Below are 19,830 nucleotides of genomic sequence, written 5' to 3' on the forward strand. Positions count from 1 at the left end.
TCCTGCCCCCGCAACCAAAATGTCGCGATATTACAGTGCGTTGTAAGCCTCCCTCGCGGGAGGCTTTTGCGTGTCCGTATACTGGGCAACGTTCAGGGAACGCGGGCGCGGAAAATCGGCGGGCGATAGCATACCGTTCCTCGTATGCTTGCGCTTCGGAATTTCGAATACCTCGACATAAACGAACGCGTCCTGCCTTGCTTCTTCGCGGGTCCGGCAGATTCTGCGGCTGATCCGTTCGCGCTTGAGTGGAGTGAAAAAGCTTTCGGCAACTGCATTGTCACGACAGTTACCACGGCGGCTCATCGAATGCTCGAAATCATAGGCGCGCAAAAACGCAGGCCAGTCCATGCCGGTGAACTAGCTGCCCTGATACGAATGGATTAACGCCTTTTCTTTGGCTTGCGCCGCCAGACGGCCGTGAGCAGAGCCTGCAAGACGACATCTGTCGTCTGAGGGCTTTGCATCAATCAGCCGACCACACGCCGGAAATACAGGTCAATGACTATTGCGAGGTGGGCAAACCCCTCCTTTGCCCGGATGTAGGTGATGTCTGGTACCCGGACTTTGTCTGGGGCTTCGATATCGAACTGCCTGTCGAGCCCTTGCCGGTTCTCTTGAGCCGGTGGCGTTCACCGGCTCGATGTCGACCACGACCGACGGTTGGCTACCATAGCTATCGGGGCGGCGTTTTATTGCTGATCCGTGCCCCGATTCCTGCAAGCCGCGCCAGTCTGGACGCGCGGTTCGGGCAGATGCTTTCGCCCTGATCGATCAGGGCATCGTAAAAATCATGAAGCTTGCAATGGCCATGAACTTCACCGCTCGGGTCCAAGTCTTGGGCAACAGTTTAGTATGTCGCTGATTTTGATGCACCTGTGCACTCAGCGGTGCCGTCAGCCACGCATGAAACCCGCTCGGCTGGACGCGCAGGCAGCGGCACATCGCGCGAACAGAAAACTGTCCCCGATGCTCGGCCACGAACGCCGTCGCCAGCGGGCTCGAACCAGTGGCGCCTCGCTGGCTCCACTCACTTTGCATCCCGAGCGAAATACGCGCTCGCCACTGTCCACGGACTAATGGTGGACAGGACTCGCCTTTTCGGGATGCCACGCTCCTCCGACACCCTGACCAGCTCGCGCTTCAGCCGCCGGATCTCAGCGTCTTTCTCCATCTCGCCCAAGGCTGCCTTCACGAAGTTGCGGTTCCCCGCATAGAGCGAGTGCTTGCCTACCCCGAGCGGTTCCGAGACCTCGCTGACCGCGTAACCTCGCCCGATGATCCGAGCGACCGTGACGCGCTTGAACTTGTCAGTGAGATTGCCTGTGCACATCAGAGCCTCCTTGCCTTAGAATTTGCAAAGGAGGCATCCCCGAAACATCGGGCTGTTCACGCCTCTTGCGGGCCTTCAAGTATGAATGCGTCTACCTGTACGGTCGGAAAACCGGATCGCGGGCCAAGATCGCCATCGAATAATGGATTGCCTTCTATAACCATCGGAGACCTCGCTCCGCCCATGGCGGGCAGCCGCATGCCGTCATTTGCTTCAGCACCATCGAACCGATCAGCAGGCGCATGCACTCGCTTAGATCAGCAAGAAAACTGTCCGAGGATCGGGGAGTCGCTCAAATTGCCGTATGAGCCCTAGGAAAATACCCCATTGGCTTCTAGGGACAACAACGGTTGAACTCGGCTTGGGGGCAGGGCCCCACCGGAGAAACGATCGGAGCCGCATGCGGAGCGTCATACGTCATATCGCGACCTTGATCGCCGTCATCCTTCTGATCGCCCTTGCCTCTTGCGGGTGGCATTCGCGCGGGGGGGATGTGACGGCGCCGCCCGATGATGGGATCCGCATCGCCAGTCTAAACACCCACTACATCATGCTGGATCGGCAGGACGGCCCCTGGACGGTCGAGGGGTGGGACCGGCGCAAGGGCGCGATGGCCGAGGTTCTGCGGAATGTCGATGCCGATATCCTGGCCTTCCAAGAGATGGAGAGCTTTCGCCGCGGGGACGGCTCGACCAACCTGACATACGATTTCCTGCGCGGGCAGTTTCCAGGGTATTCGGCGGGGGCGACGGGCGATTGGCAGGACTTTCCCACGACCCAGCCGGTCTTCTTCCGCAGCGACAGGTTCGAAGAGGTCGACCAGGGGTGGTTCTTCTTTTCCGAAACCCCCGATACGATCTATTCGTGCAGCTTTGACGGGTCGTTCCCGGCCTTTGCGTGATGGGTGCAACTGCGCGATCTGCGCGATGATACCCTGCTGCGCGTGCTGAACGTCCATTTCGACTATTCCAGCGGCGAGAATCGACTGCGTTCGGCCGATCTTGTGGCGGAACGTATCGCGCCCTGGATCGCATCAGGCGAACGCCTGGCGGTCGTCGGCGACCTCAATGCGATCCGGGGCAGCAGAACCGCGCGCAAGCTGCAGGAGGCCGGCCTGCGGCTTCTGCCGGCCAAGGGGGCCAGCTATCACCTCAATCACGGGCTCAACCTCTTTCCGGCGATCGATCATGTGCTGATCGCGGGCGGGCTCGATTACGCGGATCGTCCCGTGCTGGTGCGACAGGCCCCGGACGGGATCTGGCCATCGGATCATTACCCGCTGGTGGCGGATCTGACCTATCGCTGAGGCGGCTCAGATCATGTCGTTCAGCTGCTTCTCGATCCGGCGACGACCGCGGCGGTCCCTGATCTGTTCGGCATAGATCCCATCGGGCCGAATGCGGATATTGCCGTCCTCGCAGCTGACATGAAAGATGCGCCGCGCTGCGACGATGCTGCTGGTGGCGGCGGTGACCGCGGCGACTGTCACCTCGATCCGGTGCAGCTTGTCGGGGTGGCTGTTCAGGTCGGCCCACCAGGATGCCCGGCGCAGCATCTCGTCCAGTCGTCCGGCCTCGACATGTTCGCCCGTCTTCAGCGGCGATTGCAGCGTGGTCAGCTTTTCCGACGATTCGTCGCGGTCGGGATCGATGCGGTCCACGACCGACACGACGGCTTCGTCCTCCTCGGACAGGCTGCGCACGAGGATGTCCAGGACATAGATCGGTTCGAATCCCAGATTGCTGATCATCATGCTGGCCGACAGGTCCATTCGGCCCGCAAGCGTGATCAGGATCTCGCTGCGCCGCTGGCGGCGAAGGCCCGACACGATGACCTGCAGATAGAAGATCCAGACGAGCGCGCTGAGAAGCGCGGCCCCGGCCTGGATGAGGTCGATATTCTCGGTGATCCATTCCGGCATGGCGCGCCCCCTGATTGCGGATGTCCATGGCGAACGCCTGCCTGGGGGTGGGGTTTCCCGGATTGATGAAGGTTGCCCGGCAGCTGCCGGAATGCGGCACGCGGCACCCCCGAAGGGGTGCCGTGTCGCGTTGAATTTCCAGAGGAAGTTCAGTGGTGAGCCCAACAGGATTCGAACCTGTGACCCACTGATTAAAAGTCAGTTGCTCTACCAACTGAGCTATGGGCCCATCGCACGGGGGGCTATCTACGGTCGGTGGCCGGTGGGGTCAACAGGAAAAATGACAGATCTGGCAAATTCTTTCATTCGGGCCTATATGCCGCCTCATGACAGCAGATAAGAGCGCCCCTCTGCCCTTCATGAAGATGCACGGGCTGGGCAATGATTTCGTGGTGATCGACCTGAGGGGCAAGGCCGTGGCCTTGGAACCCCGCCATGTCGCGCGCATTGCCGACCGCCATATGGGGGTCGGCTTCGATCAGCTTGCCACGATCCAGGACGATGACCGCTCGGACGCGCGGCTGGTCTTCTGGAACGCGGATGGTTCGCGCAGCGGGGCCTGCGGGAACGCCACGCGCTGCATCGCGCGCCATCTGCTGGATGAGGGCGGGCGCGACAGCCTGCGCCTGCGCACCGATCATGCGGTCCTGTTGGCCGAGGATGCGGGGGGCGGTCTCACGCGCGTCAACATGGGGCACCCGGTGCTGGACTGGCGTGCGATCCCGCTGGCGCACGACGCGGATATCGATCACCTGCCGATCAAGGGCGATCCCGTGGCGACCGGCATGGGCAATCCGCATGTCACCTTCTTCGTGGATGACGCGGCCTCGGTCGATCTGGCCGAATTCGGCCCGCGGATGGAACACCACCCGCTCTATCCCGAGCGCACCAATGTCGAGGTGGTGCAGGTCCTGTCCCGCGACGAGATCACCCTGCGCATCTGGGAGCGCGGGACGGGGCCGACGCTGGCCTCGGGGTCCTGTTCCTGCGCGGCGGCGGTGGCGGCCGCACGGCGCGGCCTGACGGCTCGGCGCGTCAAGGTGAACGTGCCGGGCGGCGTCCTGCATATCGACTGGCGCGAGGACGGGGTCTGGATGGAAGGCCCCACCGCGCATGTCTTCTCCGGAACCTTTACCGAAAGCTGGTGGTCGGAATGAGCGCACCCGTCTTCTCGACCCTCGGCTGCCGGCTGAACGCATACGAGACCGAGGCCATGCGCGAAATGGCCGATGCTGCGGGCCTGTCGGGCGCCGTGGTCGTCAATACCTGCGCCGTCACCGCCGAGGCCGTCCGCAAGGCCCGCCAGGAGATCCGTCGCCTATCACGCGAGAATCCCGGCGCGCCTGTCATCGTCACCGGCTGTGCGGCCCAGACCGAACCCGAGACCTTCGCCGCCATGCCCGAGGTCACGCGCGTCATCGGCAATCACGAGAAGATGCAGCCCGAGACCTGGACCGGGCTGCGCGCCCCCGACCTGATCGGCGAGACCGAGAAGGTCCGCGTCGACGACATCATGTCGGTCAAGGAGACGGCGGGCCACCTGATCGACGGCTTCGGTCGTCACCGCGCCTATGTGCAGGTCCAGAACGGCTGCGATCACCGCTGCACCTTCTGCATCATCCCCTATGGCCGCGGCAATTCGCGCAGTGTGCCGGCGGGCGTCGTGATCGAACAGATCAAGCGCCTTGTGGGGCGCGGCTTCAACGAGGTGGTGCTGACCGGCGTGGACCTGACCAGCTGGGGCGCGGATCTGCCCGGAACGCCCCGCCTGGGCGATCTGGTCATGCGCATCCTGCGGCTGGTGCCCGACCTGCCGCGCCTGCGCATCAGCAGCATCGATTCGATCGAGGCCGACGAGAACCTGATGCTGGCCATCGCGACCGAACCGCGGCTGATGCCGCATTTGCACCTGTCGTTGCAGGCGGGCGACGACATGGTGCTGAAGCGCATGAAGCGGCGGCACCTGCGCGAAGACGCCATCGCCTTCTGCAACGAGGCCCGCCGCCTGCGTCCCGACATCGTCTTCGGGGCCGACATCATCGCCGGCTTCCCGACCGAGACCGAGGAGATGTTCGAAAACAGCCTGAAGCTGGTCGAGGAATGCGACCTGACCTTCCTGCACGTGTTCCCCTATTCCGCGCGCAAGGGCACGCCCGCCGCGCGCATGCCCGCCGTGAAGGGTCCCGCGATCCGCGACCGGGCGGCACGGCTGCGGGAAGCGGGCGAGGCCGCGCTGCGCCGCCATCTGGACGCCCAGATCGGGCGGACGCATCGCGTGCTGACCGAAGGTCCGCGTCTTGGGCGCACCGAGCAGTTCACCGAAGTGACCTTCGATGCCGATCAGCCCGAGGGCACGATCATGGACCTGAAGATCGCGGGCCATGACGGCGCGCGACTGACGGTCTGATCGTCGCATCCGGTGGCGTCCGTTCGCGATGCCGTTTATGCTGACCCGAACAGGCAGCAGGAGGCCCCATGAGCGATATCCAGACCCTCTCGTTCGAGGATGCCATGCGCGAGCTGGAGGCGACCGTCGGCAAGCTGGAAACCGGCGAGGCGACGCTCGAGGAATCCATCGCGCTCTATGAACGCGGGGCGGCGCTGCGTGCCCATTGCGAGGCCCGCCTGCGCGAGGCCGAGGAGCGGGTCGAGAAGATCACGCTGGCCGCCAACGGCCAACCGACCGGAACCGAGCCCGCCGAGGGCCTGTGATGCAGTCCCGCCTGGCCGAGATCCGGCCCCTGGTCGAGGCGGAGCTGATGTCCGCCGTCGACACGCTGCCCGAAGGCGATCTGTCGGATGCGATGCGCTATGCCCTGCGCGGGGGCAAGCGCCTGCGCGCCTTCCTGGTGATGGAATCGGCGCGGCTGCACGGGCTGGACGATGCGGCATCCCTGCCGGTCGCCGCCGCCGTCGAGGCGCTGCATGCCTACAGCCTGGTCCATGACGATCTGCCCGCGATGGATGACGACGATCTGCGTCGCGGCCAGCCGACGGTGCATGTGAAATGGGACGATGCGACCGCGATCCTGGCGGGGGATGCGCTGCAGACGCTGGCCTTCCAGCTGCTGGCCGATCCGCGCGTGGGCGGCGATGGGGCGCGCATCCGCCTCGTGGCCTCGCTGGCGCAGGCATCCGGGGCGGCGGGCATGGTCTGGGGGCAGGCGCTGGACATCGCGGCCGAGACCTCGGGCGTGCCGCTGGATCTGGATGCGATCATCCGCCTGCAGGGCGGCAAGACGGGCGCGCTGATCCGCTTCGCGGCGACCGCGGGTCCGCTGATGGCGGATGCCGACCCGGGCGCGCTGGACGAATATGCGCAGGCCGTGGGTCTGGCCTTCCAGATCGCGGACGACATCCTCGATGTCGAGGGCGACGAGGCCACCACCGGCAAGCGCGTGGGCAAGGATGCCGATGCCAACAAGGCGACCTTCGTGTCGCTGCTGGGACTGGACGGCGCCAGGGCCGAGGCGCGGCGTCTTTCGCTGGCAGGGCAGGACGCCCTGGCGGACTACGGCAGCAAGGCCGGAAACTTGCGTGAACTTGCGCGTTTTGTTATCGAGCGCGACACCTGAATGCCGCCCGCCCCGGAGGAGGGCCAGCCAATGACCGATACACCCAAGACGCCGATCCTGGACCGCGTTTCGCTGCCGTCCGACCTCAAATCGCTCAGCGATGCCGAATTGCGGCAGCTGGCCGACGAACTGCGGTCCGAGACCATCGCCGCGGTCAGCCAGACCGGCGGCCATCTGGGCGCGGGCCTGGGCGTGGTCGAGCTGACCGTCGCGCTGCATGCGGTCTTCGACACGCCGCGCGACAAGATCATCTGGGATGTCGGGCATCAGTGCTATCCCCACAAGATCCTGACGGGGCGGCGCGACCGCATCCGGACCCTGCGCATGGGTGGTGGGCTGTCGGGCTTCACCAAGCGGCAGGAAAGCCCCTACGACCCGTTCGGGGCGGGGCATTCCTCGACCTCGATCTCGGCGGCGCTGGGCTTTGCGATGGCGCGCGAGCTGGGCGGCGATCCGGGCGACGCGGTGGCCGTCATCGGCGACGGCGCCATGAGCGCGGGCATGGCCTTCGAGGCGCTGAACAATGCGGGCCATCTGGGCAAGCGGCTGTTCGTGATCCTGAACGACAACGAGATGTCGATCGCCCCGCCGGTGGGTGCGCTCTCGTCCTATCTGACGCGCCTCTATACCGGCGGGCCGTTCCAGGAACTGAAGGCCGTGGCCAAGGGGGCGGTCGGTCGCCTGCCCGATGCCTTCCAGGAGGGCGCGCGCCGGGCCAAGGAGATGCTCAAGGGCATGACGATCGGCGGCACCATGTTCGAGGAGCTGGGCTTTTCCTATATCGGGCCGGTGGACGGTCACGACATGGAACAGCTGCTGCCCCTGATGCGCACGATCCACGACCGCGCCACGGGTCCGGTCCTGATCCACGTCGTGACCAAGAAGGGCAAGGGCTATGCCCCGGCCGAGAATGCGGCGGATCGCGGTCATGCCACGTCCAAGTTCGACATGGTCACGGGCGAACAGCGCAAGGCGAAATCGAACGCACCCAGCTATACCTCGGTCTTCGCCAAGGCGCTGATCGACGAGGCGGGCCGGGACGAGCGGATCGTCGGCGTCACCGCCGCGATGCCCGACGGCACGGGGCTCAAGCGGTTCGCCGAACGCTTCCCCCGCCGGACCTTTGATGTGGGGATCGCCGAACAGCACGCGGTGACCTTCTCGGCCGGGCTGGCGGCGGGGGGGATGAAGCCCTTCTGCGCGATCTATTCGACATTCCTGCAGCGCGGCTACGATCAGATCGTGCATGACGTGGCGATCCAGGGGTTGCCCGTGCGCTTCGCCATCGACCGTGCGGGGTTGGTCGGGCAGGACGGTCCGACCCATGCGGGCGCCTATGATACCGCCTTCTTGGCGAACCTTCCGGGCTTCGTGGTGATGGCCGCCGCGGACGAGGCCGAGCTGAAGCACATGGTCGCCACCGCCGCGGCCCATGACAGCGGGCCCATCGCCTTCCGCTTTCCGCGCGGCGAAGGCACCGGGGTCGAGATGCCCGAACGCGGAGAGATCCTGCCCATCGGCAAGGGCCGCATGATCGTCGAGGGCGCGGGCGTCGCGATCCTGTCCTTCGGGACCCGCCTGTCCGAGGTCATGTCCGCCCGCGAGGGGCTGATGGCGCGCGGCATCACGCCGACCATCGCCGATGCACGCTTTGCCAAGCCGCTGGATCGCGACCTGATCCTGCAGCTGGCCCGCGACCATGACGCGCTGATCACCATCGAGGAAGGCGCGGTCGGTGGCTTTGGCAGCCATGTGGCCCAGCTTCTGGCCGAAGAGGGCGTCTTCGACAGCGGATTGCGGTTCCGGTCGATGGTGCTGCCCGACAGCTTCGTCGATCACGACGCGCCCTTCGCGATGTACGACACCTCGGCGCTGAATGCCGCGCATATCGAAGCGAAGGTCCTGTCGGTCATGGGTGTCGAGAAGCTGGACGCGCGCCGCGCCTGAACGGCGCGGCCTCAGCCATAGCTGCGCACCAGTGCGTTCGCGATCATCCCCCAGCCGTCCACGACGACGAAGAAGGCCAGCTTGAAGGGCAGGGATACCACCACCGGCGGGACCATCATCATGCCCATCGACATCAGCACGGCCGATACCACCAGATCGATGATCAGGAAGGGCAGCGCGATCAGGAAACCGATCTCGAAGGCGCGCTGGATCTCGGACAGCATGAAGGACGGGATCAGCACCGACAGGCGGTCGGGATCCCCCACGCCGGGGGCCACATCGGCCATGGCTGCCAGCATGTCGGGATCGGTGCGGGCGGACATGAAGACGCGGAACGGCTCGATCCCCCGGATCAGGGCCTCGGTGATGCCGATGCGCCCTTCCTGCAGCGGAACGGCGGCCAGCTGCCATGCCTCGCGGAAGACCGGGTCCATGATGAACCAGGTCAGGAACAGCGCAAGGCTGACAATCAGCATGTTGGGCGGGGATTGCTGCAGGCCGATTGCCTGACGCAGGATCGACAGCACGGTCACGATGAAGGGGAACGCCGTCACCATGATCGCGATGCCGGGTGCCAGCGACAGGGCGGTCAGCCCCGCCGCCAGCAGGACCGCGTTCTGCCCGACGCCCGCGCCGATGGCCTGGCCCAGATCGCCGAAATCCTGTGCCATGGCCGTGGCGGGCAGGATCAGGCCGGCGGCAAGGGCAATCGCCTTCACGCGCCGCCCACCGAACCCAGCACCCGCACGCACAGCCGTTCCTCGGATCCGTCGCTGGTCAGTTCGCCCCGTGCGATGATCTTGTCGCCCACGCAGATCTCAACGCCGTCCTCGATCGGCTGATCCAGGACCAGTACGTCATCGGCGCGCAGCGACGACAGCTGTGCCACGGTCTGGCGGGTGCGACCCAGCCGGATCGTGACCTCGACCTGGATGTTGTCGGTATCGATGAGATGCTTCAATGCGTCCATGTCGTGTCGTCCTTCTGGATGTCTTCGAGGATTTCTAGGAGATCGCGGGTCACCCGTTCCGGGTCGAACCCGATCCGCCCGCCCTGCAGGATCAGGTCGAGGCGGCCGTCGTCGCATTCGGTGACAGTGATGTCGGCCAGGCCCGTCCCTGCAAGGCAGCGGTCCAGCATGGCCCTGAGGTCGCGACTGCAGGTGATGTGCGCCGAGAGGGGAGGGGCCTCGCCCGAAATGCGGTTCAGCTCGGCCATCAGCGCCGTTTCCATGCGGGCCGACGCGGACAAAGGCGCCATGACCATGACGATCTGGCGCAGGACCGGGGCCAATGCCTCGACCGCCTCGTCGCGCAGGGCGCGGCGCCGAGATTCGTCATCGGCAATGAAGGCGGACAGTTCGGTCAGGGCACGCGTCAGGTCCCGGTGCTGGGCGGCCTGCGCCTCGGCAAGGGCCGCCTGGCGACCTTCGGCGCGGGCCGCTTCCAGATCGGCGCGGGTGAAGACGGGTTCGGGCGCGGCGGTCGCGCCGAAGGATTCGAGCCTGAAGACCGCCACGCTCATTTCGCGGTCTCCTTGTTGTCGATCCAGCCCGAGAGGATCTTGACGCTTTCGTCATGGCGTTCCCGCATGAGGTTCTTCAACCGTGCGACCGGATCGGCGGGTGGCAGGGACAGCTGCTGCGGTTCGGCGGGTGCCGGTGACGGGGCCGGGGTTACTGCCGGTTCCTCGGGTTCGATCGTGCCGGTCAGCGCAGGCTGCGGTTCGGGGGGGCGGCTTTCGTCCAGCATCGGCAGGGCGGGTTGCTGACGGTTGCGCAGCGCGGGGCGCAACAACGCCCAGATCGCCAGCAGCGCGAAGATCCCGATCAGCGCGATCCGCGCCAGATCGTTCAGGGCCAGACGTTCCATCAGGCCCGGCCGGGCTGCGGTCGCGCCCTCGCCGAAGGCCGCGAAGGGCAGGGAACGGACGGTGATGACATCGCCGCGGCCCTCGTCGAAACCGACCGCGGATGCGACCAGCTCGCGCAGCGCCTCCAGTTCGGAATCGGGGCGGGGGGCCGAGGTGCCGTCGGGCTGCGTGGCCCCGTTCACCAGCACCGCGACCGTCATGCGCCGGACCGATCCGGGTTGGCGCGTCACCTCGCGCGTGACGCGGCTGACCTCGTAATTCGACTGCTGGCGATTCTCGGATCGCTGGCTGGTGCTGGTGTCGCCGGGCTGATCCTCGGTGTCGGGCAGGTTCGAGGCCGCGGTGACCGGTCCGGGGCCGGACGAATTGCTCTGATCCGTCGTTTCCTCGGTGACGGTCGAGATCAGCGCACGTCCCTCGGGGTCGAAGCGCTGTTCGGTCATCAACTCGGTTTCGGTGACCAGGTCCAGGTTCAGCTCCACGATGGCATTGCCGATGCCGACATGCGGTTCGAGGATGCGTTCGACATTGCGCTTCATCTCGTCCGCGCGGTCGGCGCCGCTGCGTTCCTCGGATGCCGCGACGATGCCGCGCTTGCTGTCGATGACGGTGACGCGTTCCGCCTGCATGCCCGGAACCCCCGAGGATACGAGATACTGCAATGCCGCCGCTTGTTCGCGGCTGACGGTCGATCCTGTGGTCGTCAACGTGACCGAGGCGCTTGAATCCTGGTCGCGGCGGTAACCGCGCCCGGTATCGACCGCCAGGTGCACGCGGGCCGTTTCCACGTTCGGCAGGGCCAGGATGGTGCGGGCCAGCTCACCCTCCTTCGCGCGCCAATAGGCGGCGTCGAACATCTGCGATGTCGTGCCGAAGCCCGACATGCCGTCCAGGATCTCGTAGCCGGTGCTGGATGCCGCGGGCAGCCCTTCGGAAGCCAGGTCCATCCGCAGCCTGTCGCGGGCGCCTTCCTCGACCCAGATCGAATCGCCGCGCACCTCGTAGGGAACGCCTGCACGTTCGATCCCGGCGATCACCTCGCCCGCGCGGGCCGGGTCCAGCCCGCCATAGATCAGCGCCATCGAGGGGCGGTTGGCCAGCCAGGCGAACCCGGCCACCAGAAGAAATGTCGCCGCAAAGGCCGCCCCAAGGACCAGCCGCTGCGCAGAGCTTCGCTCGTTCCAGTAGTCCTGCAGTTTTTGCAAAACCTTTCCTTTCGAATCAGCGCGTCGTCATGGGGACTTGATGACATGGGCGTCGTTAAGAATCGGTTAGTCGCGTCTTGCTATTCCGGTCCGGTCAGGACGGAGAATCACGATGACGACCGCTCTCGCCGCGCCGGCCGAACAGGCGCCGAAATCGAAGAAGGGGATGCTGATCCCCGCCGCCGCGGCGCTTGTCCTTGCAGGGGCGGGCTTCGCCTCGACCTTTCTCGGGGTCTGGTCGCCGGGGCAGCTGCTGGCGGGCGACAAGACCGCCACCGAAGCCTCGGCCCATGCGGGGGTCGAATTCGTCGACATCCCCATGATCGAGACGATCATCCCCGGCGGGGGCGGCCGCAGCCTGGTGCTGTCCGCCACGGTCGAGACCGATGCCGCCCATCACGCGGATGTCGAACATCTGATGCCGCGCCTTTCGGATGCGTTCACGACCTTCCTGTCGGGGGTGGATGCGCAGGCCTACGACAAGCGCGGCGTGCTGGAGATCATCCGCACCGAGCTTTTGTCGCGGTCGCGCATGGTGCTGGGCCAGGACGCCATCAAGGACCTTCTGATCACGGAGTTTCGTTTCAAATGAGCATGGATCATCTGCTGCAGCTGGCGCTGCTGATCGGGGGCCTGGCCTTGGGCGGCTTCTGCCTGTCGCTGATGCGCAGGCTGCGCAAGCTGAACGACCTGGAAAGCGGCTTGGGCGGCGCGATCGCCGTCATGGCCGCCGAGGTGGACCGGCTGGAACGCGCGATCCGTGCCGCCCGCGACGAGGCGACGGCCGCAAGCGAGATCCTGGCCGACGAGATCGAGACCGCCCGCCGCGAACGCGCCATCTGGGATCTGCGCCAGCGGATCGAACTGGCAAGCGCCGCCCCCGCCCCGACCGCGCGCCGTCTGCGCAAGCGTTCCGAGGTGGGGCAATGAGACGCCGCATCCTGCCCGCGCTGGGCATGGCCTTGGCGCTTCCGGCCCTGGCGCTGGTCGCGAACGCGCGGATGCCCGACCTGCTGTCGGCGGTGGCCGAGCCGCCCGAGCTGCTGGAGGGCTGCAGCGACGTCCCCGAAGCCGTGGCCCTGGCCGAAGAGCTGCGCGACCGCGCCCTGCGGATCGAACGCTACATGGCCTCGATCGAGACGCAAAAGGCCGAACTGGCGCAGGCCGAGACGACCTTGCGCGAAAGGCTGGCCGAACTGCGCACGCAAAAGGGCGCGATCACGGCCGGACGCCAGGGCGACACGCAGGCCGTGCGCACCGATATCGACAAGCTGATCGCGGTCTACGACCAGATGAAGCCCGCCGAGGCCGCGGCGATCCTGACCAATCTTCCCGCCGATTTCGCGGCCGAGATCCTGATGCGCGTCCGCCCCGAGGCCGGCGCCCGCATCATCGCCGCCGTCGAGCCCCGCCAGGCCGCGCTGCTGACCGCCCAGATGGGCGCGCGCAGCGTCCGCAACCCATAAGGAAACGCCCATGTTCGGCTTCGTCGGTATAATCTTCACGCTGGTCATGGTGTTCGGCGGCTATCTTCTAGCCGGGGGCAAGATGGGCGTCATCCTGCACGCGCTGCCATTCGAGCTGATGATGATCATGGGGGCCGCGGTCGGTGCCTATGTCCTGTCGAATGACGGGCATACGCTGAAGGCGACGGTGGGGGGGCTGATGCGGGCCTTCAAGGGGCCGAAATGGACGCAGCAGGACCATCACGACGTGCTCTGCCTGCTGTTCCGCCTGCTCAAGATCGCGCGTGAGAACCCGGTCGCGCTGGAAACCCACATCGAGAACCCGTCCGAATCCCCGATCTTTGCCGATTATCCCCGGTTGCTGGCCGAGCACGAGGTCGTCTCGCTCATCGCGGATACGCTGCGGTCGGCCAGCCTGAACTACGACGATCCCTATCAGGTCGAGGATATGCTGTCGCGCCGCATCGCCACCCTGCGCGAAGAGCAGATGCACGTGCCCCATGCATTGCAGAACATGGCCGACGCGTTGCCCGCCCTGGGCATCGTGGCAGCCGTGCTGGGCGTCATCAAGACCATGAGCTCGATCGATCAGCCGCCCGCCGTTCTGGGCAAGATGATCGGGGGCGCGCTGGTCGGGACGTTCCTGGGGGTCTTTCTGTCCTACGGGTTCGTGGCTCCGCTGGCGAACCGGCTGATGGGCGTCGTCAAGCAGGACATGGGTTTCTACGACGTGGTGAAATCGGTGCTGATCGCGGGGCTGCACCAGCACGCGACCAATCTCTGCGTCGAGGTCGGGCGTCAATCGGTTCCCGAACATGTCCGCCCCAGCTTCGACGATCTGGAATCGGCACTGCGCGAACTGAAGAAGGCCGCCTGATGCGCGCGGCGGTCATGGGAATGGCATTCGTGGCATCTGCCGCCTCGGCCGGCGGCATCGAGGCCTATCGCCAGCAGGCATCGGAATGGCTTCTGACGGGGCAGCGGCTGCCCCGCGATTACCGCGTCGAGCTGATGGCGATGGAAAGCGCGGACCGGATCAGCGCCATCGCCTATCTTCGCCGCATCGGGCTGCTTACCGGGCGGGCATGGTCGCTGGACGATCTGCTGCGTGATCCGGTCCGACCCTCCGAGGTGCCCGAATGAGCGCCGCGGCCGCGCCGGGGCGCAAACCGGGCAGGCTGCTGGACGCGCCGCTTCTGGTGACGGGAGGGCTGGTCCTGGTGGTGATCTCGCTCGTGATCCCGCTTCCGGCCTCGGTGCTGGATTTGGGCATCGCCATTTCCATCGCCACGGCCACGCTGGTCCTTGTCATGGCGTCGCTGGTGCAGAAGCCGACCGATTTCCAGGCCTTCCCGGTGCTGCTGCTGGTCAGCCTCGTGATCCGCCTGTCGTTGAACGTCAGCTCGACCCGGCTGATCCTGACCGAAGGTCAGAATGGCGGGCAGGCGGCTGGGCAGGTCATCAACGGCTTTGCCGATTTCGTGGCGGGCGGTTCGGTCCTTGTCGGCATCACGGTCTTCGCGGTGATCTCGGTCGTGAACTTCATGGTCATCACCAAGGGTTCAGGCCGCATGGCCGAGGTCGCGGCCCGCTTCGCGCTGGATTCGCTGCCGGGCAAGCAGCTGGCCATCGACGGCGATCTGAACGCCGGGGCGATCGACCACCAGGAGGCCAAGCGCCGCCGGGTCCAGGAGCAGCGCGAGATCAGCTTCTTCGGATCGCTGGACGGTGCATCGAAATTCGTCAAGGGCGATGCCGTGGCAGGCTTCGTCATCACCATGATCAACCTGGCGATCGGTCTGGCCGTGGGCGTGACCGTTCACGGGATGCCCATCGCCGAGGCCGCCTCGACCTATTCCCACCTGACCATCGGCGACGGTCTGGTCAGCCAGATTCCCGCGCTGATCACCTCGATGGCGGCGGCGCTGCTGCTGTCGCGCGGCGGCGCGACGGACACGACGGCGGATCTGCTGTCGGCGGAATTCACGCGAAGCTGGCAGCCTGCCGCGATGGTCGCGGGCGCGATGATCGTCATCTCGTTCATTCCCGGAATGCCGCGCCTGCTGTTCCTGGCGATCGCGGCGTCGCTGCTGACGCTGTCATGGCGGATCGCCACCCGCCCGCAGGCCGAGGAGCCCGTGGCACCCGCGCAGGACGCAGCCGCACGCCCCGCCGCGCGGATCGGCGATGTCATCGACACGGACGAGATCAGCGTCGAGATCGGATCGGACCTGATCGTCGTCGCGCTGGACCAGGCGCGCGGGCTGGGCAGCCGCATCCAGAACCTGCGCATCCATATTGCCCGCAGCTTCGGCCTGATCCTGCCCGATGTGCGGATCACCGATACCGACGACCTGTCGCCCGGGGATTACCAGATCCGCATCCAGGGCGTCGTCCGGGGCAGGGGCACGCTGCGCCCGCACGAGATATTGGCCCTGGGCCCCGAGGCCGTGCTGGCCGACCTGCGCGGCACCAGTGTCCGAGAGCCGGTCTATGCCAGCCCCGCGCGCTGGATCCAGTCCGCCGACCAGGATGAAGCCTCGGTCATGGGGGCCACGGTCGTCACTCCGATGGAGGTCCTGTCCACCCATCTGATGGAGGTGGTGAAGGCCCATCTGCCCGCGCTTCTGACGCTTGGCGCGATGCAGCGCCAGATCGAGGAATTGAAGACCCTGTCCGACACGGCGCGGGCCGAACGCTATCGCAAGTATTTCGACGGCATGATCCCCGACAAGGTCACCCCCGAGACGCTTCTGGCGATCCTGCGCGCGCTGCTCGAGGAGCGCATCTCGATCCGCAACCTGCCGCTGATCGTCGATGCCATCAGCGAGTTCCGCGGGATCGAGCAGATCGAGACGGTCTATGAGCTGGTCCGCAAGCGTCTGCGCGGCCAGATCACCCAGCACTACAGCGACGATGCCGGGCGCATCGCCGTCCTGCAGCTGCACCCGGCATGGGAGGCCGAATTCGTGCGCGCGGATACCGAAACGGGCCGCCCCGGCGGCGGGGCGATGACGCCGGCCATGTCCAAGAAGCTGGTCGATGCCACGCGCAAGGCGCTGTCGCAGGCCGAACCCGTGCCGCGGACGGTGCTTCTGGCGCCCGATCACCGCCGCCGGATGGTGCGCGCGGTGCTGGCGGCAAACGGCATGGCGATCCCGGTCCTCGGCCTCGAAGAGGTGGACCCCGCGATCGAGACGCGCATCCTGGGAACGGTCGAGGCCGCGTGATGCCCGATTGGTTCGACTGGTCGCTGATCCTGGTCTATGCCCGCCTGCAGGCGGCGCTGCTGGTCCTGCCGGGCCTGGGTGAACGCGTGGTGCCGGGCCGGGTGAAGATCGCGCTGGCGCTGGCGCTGACGCCGCTTCTGGCGGGGCAGGTCGGCCTGCGCGCGATGCCCGGACAGCCCATCGGCCTGATCGCCCAGATCGGCGCCGAGACGGTGCTGGGCCTTGCGACCGGCATGATGCTGCGTCTGATGGCGCTGGCCATCGACATCGCGACGACCGCGATCGCGGCGACCGCATCCCTGTCGCAGATCATGGGCGTCCAGAACGAGGCCGCGCCCCACCCCATCGGCAACATGCTGCATCTGGGCGGCATCGCGATCCTGATGGCGCTGGGCTTGCCGATCATGCTGGTGCAGCTCTTGGCCGACAGCTTCGCGATCTGGCCCCCCGCATCGCTGCCCCGGGTCGAGGGGCTGACGATGGCCGTCATCGGCATCGTCACCGACAGCTTCCGCCTTGCGTTGATCCTGGCCGCGCCCTTCACGCTTGGCGGTTTCCTCTATCAGGCGCTGTCGGGTGTCATCAGCCGCGTCATGCCCGCGCTGCCGGTCGTGTTCATCGGTGCGCCCGCCTCGATCATGCTGGCGCTGATCGCGCTGACCGTCCTGTCGCCCATGCTGATCGCGATCTGGGCCGATGCGGTCCTGGGCTTCATGCTGCCGGCCCCCCGATGAGCGAGGACAAGGACGACAAGCAGTTCGACCCTTCCGAGCAGCGCCTGCAGCGCGCCCGCGAAAAGGGCGATATCCCGCGTTCGACCGAACTGAACGTCACCCTGATGTATCTGGGCGCGGTGGTGGCCTTCACGCTGGGGGCAGGCGTCGCGGTCAGGCAATGGATCGCGATGGCGATGCGCGCGCTGGGTTCGGAGGGCTGGCGCGACATGGGCGTGGCCGCGCCCCTGGCGCTTTGGGCGGGGGCGGCCACGGTCGCGCTGGCGGCGGTCATCGCGGGGGCGATCCTGGTCGGCCTGATCGCCACGCGGGGGCTGGCCTTCGCGCCCGACAAGATCGCGCCCGACCTCAAGCGCATCGATCCGATCAAGAACGCCAAGCAGAAATTCGGGGGCAGCGGGCTGACGACCTTCGCGATCTCGGTCGGCAAGGCGGCGGTCGTCTGCGCTGGCGGCTGGTTCCTGTTCGCGGCCCTGCTGGACCGGATCGCGGGCAGTGCCATGGCGGGCGGGCAGTGGGTCGGCGGGCTGGGACTGATCATCTGGCAGGTTCTGGCCCTGGGCCTGGTGGTCTCGATCGCCTTCACGCTGCCCGACATGCTGATCAAGTGGTTCGAACATCGCAAACGCAACCGGATGTCGCGCAAGGAGATGGAGGACGAGTTCAAGGATTCCGAGGGCGATCCGCACCTGAAGGCCGCGCGCCGCCAGCGGGCGGTCGATCTTGCGACGGGGCAGATGATCGCGGATGTCGCCAAGGCGGACGTGATCATCGTGAACCCCACCCATTACGCGGTGGCGCTGCAATGGTCGCGCGGATCGGGGCGCGCGCCCGTCTGCCTGGCCAAGGGCGTGGACGAGGTCGCCGCCCGCATCCGCGAGAAGGCCGGCGAACATGGCGTGCCGCTCTGGTCCGATCCGCCATGCGCGCGTGCGATCCATGCCTCGGTCAAGGTGGGCGATGAGATCATGCGCGAACATTTCGCGGCCGTCGCGGCGGCCATTCGATTTGCCGAACGCATGCGGGAAAAGGCGCGCCGCGGATGGTGAAGCGGCTTGATCAGCTGACCCAGCTTGAACGGATCGCCCGCATCAAGGCGGAACGGCAGCTCAAGACCTATGCCGCCTTCGCCGCACATGTGACCGCCGCGCAGAACCGGATCGAGGCCGCGCGGGAATCGCTGAGGCAGAGCTACGACACCACCGCCCCCCTGACCCTGCCCGAGGCGCGGACGGCCAATGCACAGGCCGGACGCTCGGCGCGCGAGCTGGCCCATGCCGACCAGGAACTGCAGCGGATGCTGCCCCGGTTCGAGGTGGTGCGCCAGCAGGCCGCCCGTGAATTCGGCCGCGCCCAGGTGCTGGCGGACCTTGCCCGGTCCGAGGCGGATCGCCTGCGCGGGCCGCGATACTGAACCGCCGCGTCCGAAGCGGGGATTGGACAACCACGCCGCACTGGTGCTAGGCACGGGTTCGGACATGCGGAGGTCAGCCATGTTGGACAGCAAACCGAACCCCAATCAGCCGGATGCTCGGCATATCTGGACCGCAGAGGAAGCGCGCCGCGTCTATGACCAGCCGCTGATGGACCTGCTGTATCAGGCCCAGACCGTGCATCGTCAGCATTTCGACCCGAACCGCGTGCAGATGAGCCGCCTTCTGTCGATCAAGACGGGCGGCTGCCCCGAGGATTGCGGATATTGCAGCCAGTCGGCACGGCATTCGTCCGGCCTGTCGGCCTCGAAGCTGATCGAGGTGCAGCGCGTCATCGGAGAGGCCAAGCGCGCCCGCGATGCCGGGGCCACGCGGTACTGCATGGGCGCCGCATGGCGCAGCCCCAAGGAACGCGACATGCCGCAGATCCTGGCCATGATCGAGGGCGTGCGCGACCTGGGGATGGAGACCTGCATGACGCTTGGCATGCTGGATGCCGATCAGGCACGCAAGCTGGCCGATGCGGGGCTGGACTACTACAACCACAACATCGACACCTCCGAGGCGCATTACGACAAGGTCATCACGACCCGCACCTTCGCCGACCGCCTGGACACGCTGGACCGCGTCCGCGAGGCCGGGATCAAGGTATGCTCGGGCGGGATCCTGGGCCTGGGCGAGGGCGATCAGGACCGCGTGGACATGCTGGTCACGCTGGCGAACCTGCCTTCGCCCCCCGAAAGCGTGCCGATCAACCAGCTGATCCCGGTGCCGGGCACGCCCTTGGCCGATGCCGATCCGGTCGATCCCATCGATTTCGTCCGCACCATTGCGACCGCGCGGATCATGATGCCGCGCAGCCATGTCCGCCTGTCGGCAGGCCGGACCGAGATGTCGGACGAGATGCAGGCTATGTGCTTCATGGCGGGCGCGAACTCGATTTTCGTGGGCGACACGCTGCTGACCAAGGAAAACCCCGAGGAGGAGGACGACATGCGTCTGTTCAAGCGGCTGGGGATCCAGCCGATGCAGGCGCATGAACACCACCCCGAGGATGACGCCCGCCGCGCCGAGCTGCTGGCGGCCGATCCGGCGATCCCGATCCTGCGCTGAT

22 protein-coding genes, 1 tRNA gene and 1 pseudogene are annotated in these 19,830 nt (G+C 66.5%); 17 read left to right on the plus strand and 7 right to left on the minus strand.

Going from position 1 to position 19,830, the window contains the following annotated elements; genetic code table 11:
• Positions 1 to 30: 30 nt before the first annotated feature.
• Positions 31 to 1,333: pseudogene (locus KO490_RS04000) on the minus strand (IS3 family transposase).
• Between the two features lie 400 nt (positions 1,334 to 1,733).
• Between KO490_RS04000 and KO490_RS04005 the strand changes: the two are divergent.
• A complete protein-coding gene (locus KO490_RS04005) occupies positions 1,734 to 2,234 on the plus strand; it encodes a hypothetical protein (RefSeq protein WP_216018118.1) in 501 nt (166 codons plus the stop codon).
• A 3-nt stretch (positions 2,235 to 2,237) separates the two neighbouring features.
• The gene (locus KO490_RS04010; RefSeq protein ID WP_216018119.1) at positions 2,238 to 2,639 is read left to right on the plus strand and encodes an endonuclease/exonuclease/phosphatase family protein; all 402 of its coding nucleotides are present in this window, start codon (positions 2,238 to 2,240) and stop codon (positions 2,637 to 2,639) included.
• Between the two features lie 6 nt (positions 2,640 to 2,645).
• On the opposite strand, the gene KO490_RS04015 is transcribed toward KO490_RS04010, so the two are convergent.
• Together KO490_RS04015 and KO490_RS04020 are read right to left on the minus strand one after the other, a co-directional pair.
• Positions 2,646 to 3,254: a hypothetical protein gene (locus tag KO490_RS04015; RefSeq protein ID WP_216018120.1), complete on the minus strand. Its 609-nt coding sequence runs from the start codon at positions 3,252 to 3,254 to the stop codon at positions 2,646 to 2,648.
• 153 nt (positions 3,255 to 3,407) lie between these two features.
• Positions 3,408 to 3,483: transfer RNA gene (locus KO490_RS04020), tRNA-Lys, on the minus strand.
• Positions 3,484 to 3,580: 97 nt separating this feature from the next.
• On the opposite strand from KO490_RS04020, the gene dapF reads away from it, so the two are divergent.
• The 5 genes from dapF to dxs all read left to right on the plus strand — a co-directional run bounded on the left by dapF (position 3,581) and on the right by dxs (position 8,776).
• Positions 3,581 to 4,411, plus strand: coding sequence for a diaminopimelate epimerase (gene dapF / locus KO490_RS04025; protein ID WP_216018121.1), 831 nt, complete (start codon positions 3,581 to 3,583; stop codon positions 4,409 to 4,411).
• Positions 4,408 to 5,661, plus strand: coding sequence for a tRNA (N(6)-L-threonylcarbamoyladenosine(37)-C(2))-methylthiotransferase MtaB (mtaB, locus tag KO490_RS04030; protein WP_216018122.1), 1,254 nt, complete (start codon positions 4,408 to 4,410; stop codon positions 5,659 to 5,661). Before dapF ends, mtaB begins: the two co-directional genes overlap by 4 nt.
• Positions 5,662 to 5,729: 68 nt before the next feature.
• Entirely contained in the window at positions 5,730 to 5,966 is a 237-nt protein-coding gene (locus KO490_RS04035) for an exodeoxyribonuclease VII small subunit (RefSeq protein WP_216018123.1), read from the plus strand.
• Positions 5,966 to 6,829, plus strand: a complete 864-nt coding sequence (locus tag KO490_RS04040; RefSeq protein ID WP_216018124.1) for a farnesyl diphosphate synthase — start codon at positions 5,966 to 5,968, stop codon at positions 6,827 to 6,829. The genes KO490_RS04035 and KO490_RS04040 overlap by 1 nt, the downstream gene beginning before the upstream one ends.
• Positions 6,830 to 6,859: 30 nt before the next feature.
• The gene (gene dxs, locus KO490_RS04045; protein ID WP_216018125.1) at positions 6,860 to 8,776 is read left to right on the plus strand and encodes a 1-deoxy-D-xylulose-5-phosphate synthase; all 1,917 of its coding nucleotides are present in this window, start codon (positions 6,860 to 6,862) and stop codon (positions 8,774 to 8,776) included.
• Positions 8,777 to 8,787: 11 nt separating this feature from the next.
• Here dxs and fliP read toward each other — a convergent pair whose 3' ends face one another.
• The 4 genes from fliP to fliF are packed head-to-tail and all read right to left on the minus strand — an operon-like array spanning position 8,788 to position 11,853.
• The gene (fliP, locus tag KO490_RS04050; RefSeq protein ID WP_216018432.1) at positions 8,788 to 9,447 is read right to left on the minus strand and encodes a flagellar type III secretion system pore protein FliP; all 660 of its coding nucleotides are present in this window, start codon (positions 9,445 to 9,447) and stop codon (positions 8,788 to 8,790) included.
• Between the two features lie 44 nt (positions 9,448 to 9,491).
• Positions 9,492 to 9,746: a FliM/FliN family flagellar motor switch protein gene (locus KO490_RS04055; RefSeq protein WP_216018126.1), complete on the minus strand. Its 255-nt coding sequence runs from the start codon at positions 9,744 to 9,746 to the stop codon at positions 9,492 to 9,494.
• The gene (locus KO490_RS04060; RefSeq protein ID WP_216018127.1) at positions 9,734 to 10,300 is read right to left on the minus strand and encodes a hypothetical protein; all 567 of its coding nucleotides are present in this window, start codon (positions 10,298 to 10,300) and stop codon (positions 9,734 to 9,736) included. Before KO490_RS04060 ends, KO490_RS04055 begins: the two co-directional genes overlap by 13 nt.
• Positions 10,297 to 11,853, minus strand: a complete 1,557-nt coding sequence (gene fliF / locus KO490_RS04065) for a flagellar basal-body MS-ring/collar protein FliF (protein WP_216018128.1) — start codon at positions 11,851 to 11,853, stop codon at positions 10,297 to 10,299. The genes KO490_RS04060 and fliF overlap by 4 nt, the downstream gene beginning before the upstream one ends.
• 112 nt (positions 11,854 to 11,965) lie before the next feature.
• Here fliF and KO490_RS04070 point away from each other — a divergent pair, with 112 nt between their 5' ends.
• The 10 genes from KO490_RS04070 to bioB all read left to right on the plus strand — a co-directional run bounded on the left by KO490_RS04070 (position 11,966) and on the right by bioB (position 19,829).
• Positions 11,966 to 12,445, plus strand: coding sequence for a flagellar basal body-associated FliL family protein (locus KO490_RS04070; RefSeq protein ID WP_216018129.1), 480 nt, complete (start codon positions 11,966 to 11,968; stop codon positions 12,443 to 12,445).
• Positions 12,442 to 12,783 carry a hypothetical protein gene (locus KO490_RS04075; RefSeq protein ID WP_216018130.1) on the plus strand — a complete coding sequence of 114 codons (342 nt, stop codon included), beginning with the start codon at positions 12,442 to 12,444 and terminating at the stop codon, positions 12,781 to 12,783. The genes KO490_RS04070 and KO490_RS04075 overlap by 4 nt, the downstream gene beginning before the upstream one ends.
• Positions 12,780 to 13,319, plus strand: a complete 540-nt coding sequence (locus KO490_RS04080) for a MotE family protein (protein WP_216018131.1) — start codon at positions 12,780 to 12,782, stop codon at positions 13,317 to 13,319. The genes KO490_RS04075 and KO490_RS04080 overlap by 4 nt, the downstream gene beginning before the upstream one ends.
• A 10-nt stretch (positions 13,320 to 13,329) precedes the next feature.
• Complete coding sequence (gene motA, locus KO490_RS04085) at positions 13,330 to 14,196, plus strand: flagellar motor stator protein MotA (protein WP_216018132.1); 867 nt, start codon at positions 13,330 to 13,332, stop codon at positions 14,194 to 14,196.
• Positions 14,196 to 14,462 carry a hypothetical protein gene (locus tag KO490_RS04090; protein ID WP_216018133.1) on the plus strand — a complete coding sequence of 89 codons (267 nt, stop codon included), beginning with the start codon at positions 14,196 to 14,198 and terminating at the stop codon, positions 14,460 to 14,462. Before motA ends, KO490_RS04090 begins: the two co-directional genes overlap by 1 nt.
• Positions 14,459 to 16,549 carry a flagellar biosynthesis protein FlhA gene (locus tag KO490_RS04095; RefSeq protein ID WP_216018134.1) on the plus strand — a complete coding sequence of 697 codons (2,091 nt, stop codon included), beginning with the start codon at positions 14,459 to 14,461 and terminating at the stop codon, positions 16,547 to 16,549. The genes KO490_RS04090 and KO490_RS04095 overlap by 4 nt, the downstream gene beginning before the upstream one ends.
• Positions 16,549 to 17,283 (plus strand): flagellar biosynthetic protein FliR, encoded by a 735-nt coding sequence (locus KO490_RS04100; RefSeq protein ID WP_216018135.1) that lies wholly within the window; start codon positions 16,549 to 16,551, stop codon positions 17,281 to 17,283. Before KO490_RS04095 ends, KO490_RS04100 begins: the two co-directional genes overlap by 1 nt.
• Positions 17,280 to 18,332 (plus strand): flagellar type III secretion system protein FlhB, encoded by a 1,053-nt coding sequence (gene flhB, locus KO490_RS04105; protein ID WP_216018136.1) that lies wholly within the window; start codon positions 17,280 to 17,282, stop codon positions 18,330 to 18,332. The genes KO490_RS04100 and flhB overlap by 4 nt, the downstream gene beginning before the upstream one ends.
• Entirely contained in the window at positions 18,326 to 18,697 is a 372-nt protein-coding gene (locus tag KO490_RS04110) for a hypothetical protein (protein WP_216018137.1), read from the plus strand. Before flhB ends, KO490_RS04110 begins: the two co-directional genes overlap by 7 nt.
• A 79-nt stretch (positions 18,698 to 18,776) precedes the next feature.
• Positions 18,777 to 19,829, plus strand: a complete 1,053-nt coding sequence (bioB, locus tag KO490_RS04115) for a biotin synthase BioB (protein WP_216018138.1) — start codon at positions 18,777 to 18,779, stop codon at positions 19,827 to 19,829.
• Position 19,830 lies beyond the last annotated feature (1 nt).

Source organism: Paracoccus sp. C2R09, assembly GCF_018860625.1.
Lineage (GTDB): Bacteria > Pseudomonadota > Alphaproteobacteria > Rhodobacterales > Rhodobacteraceae > Paracoccus.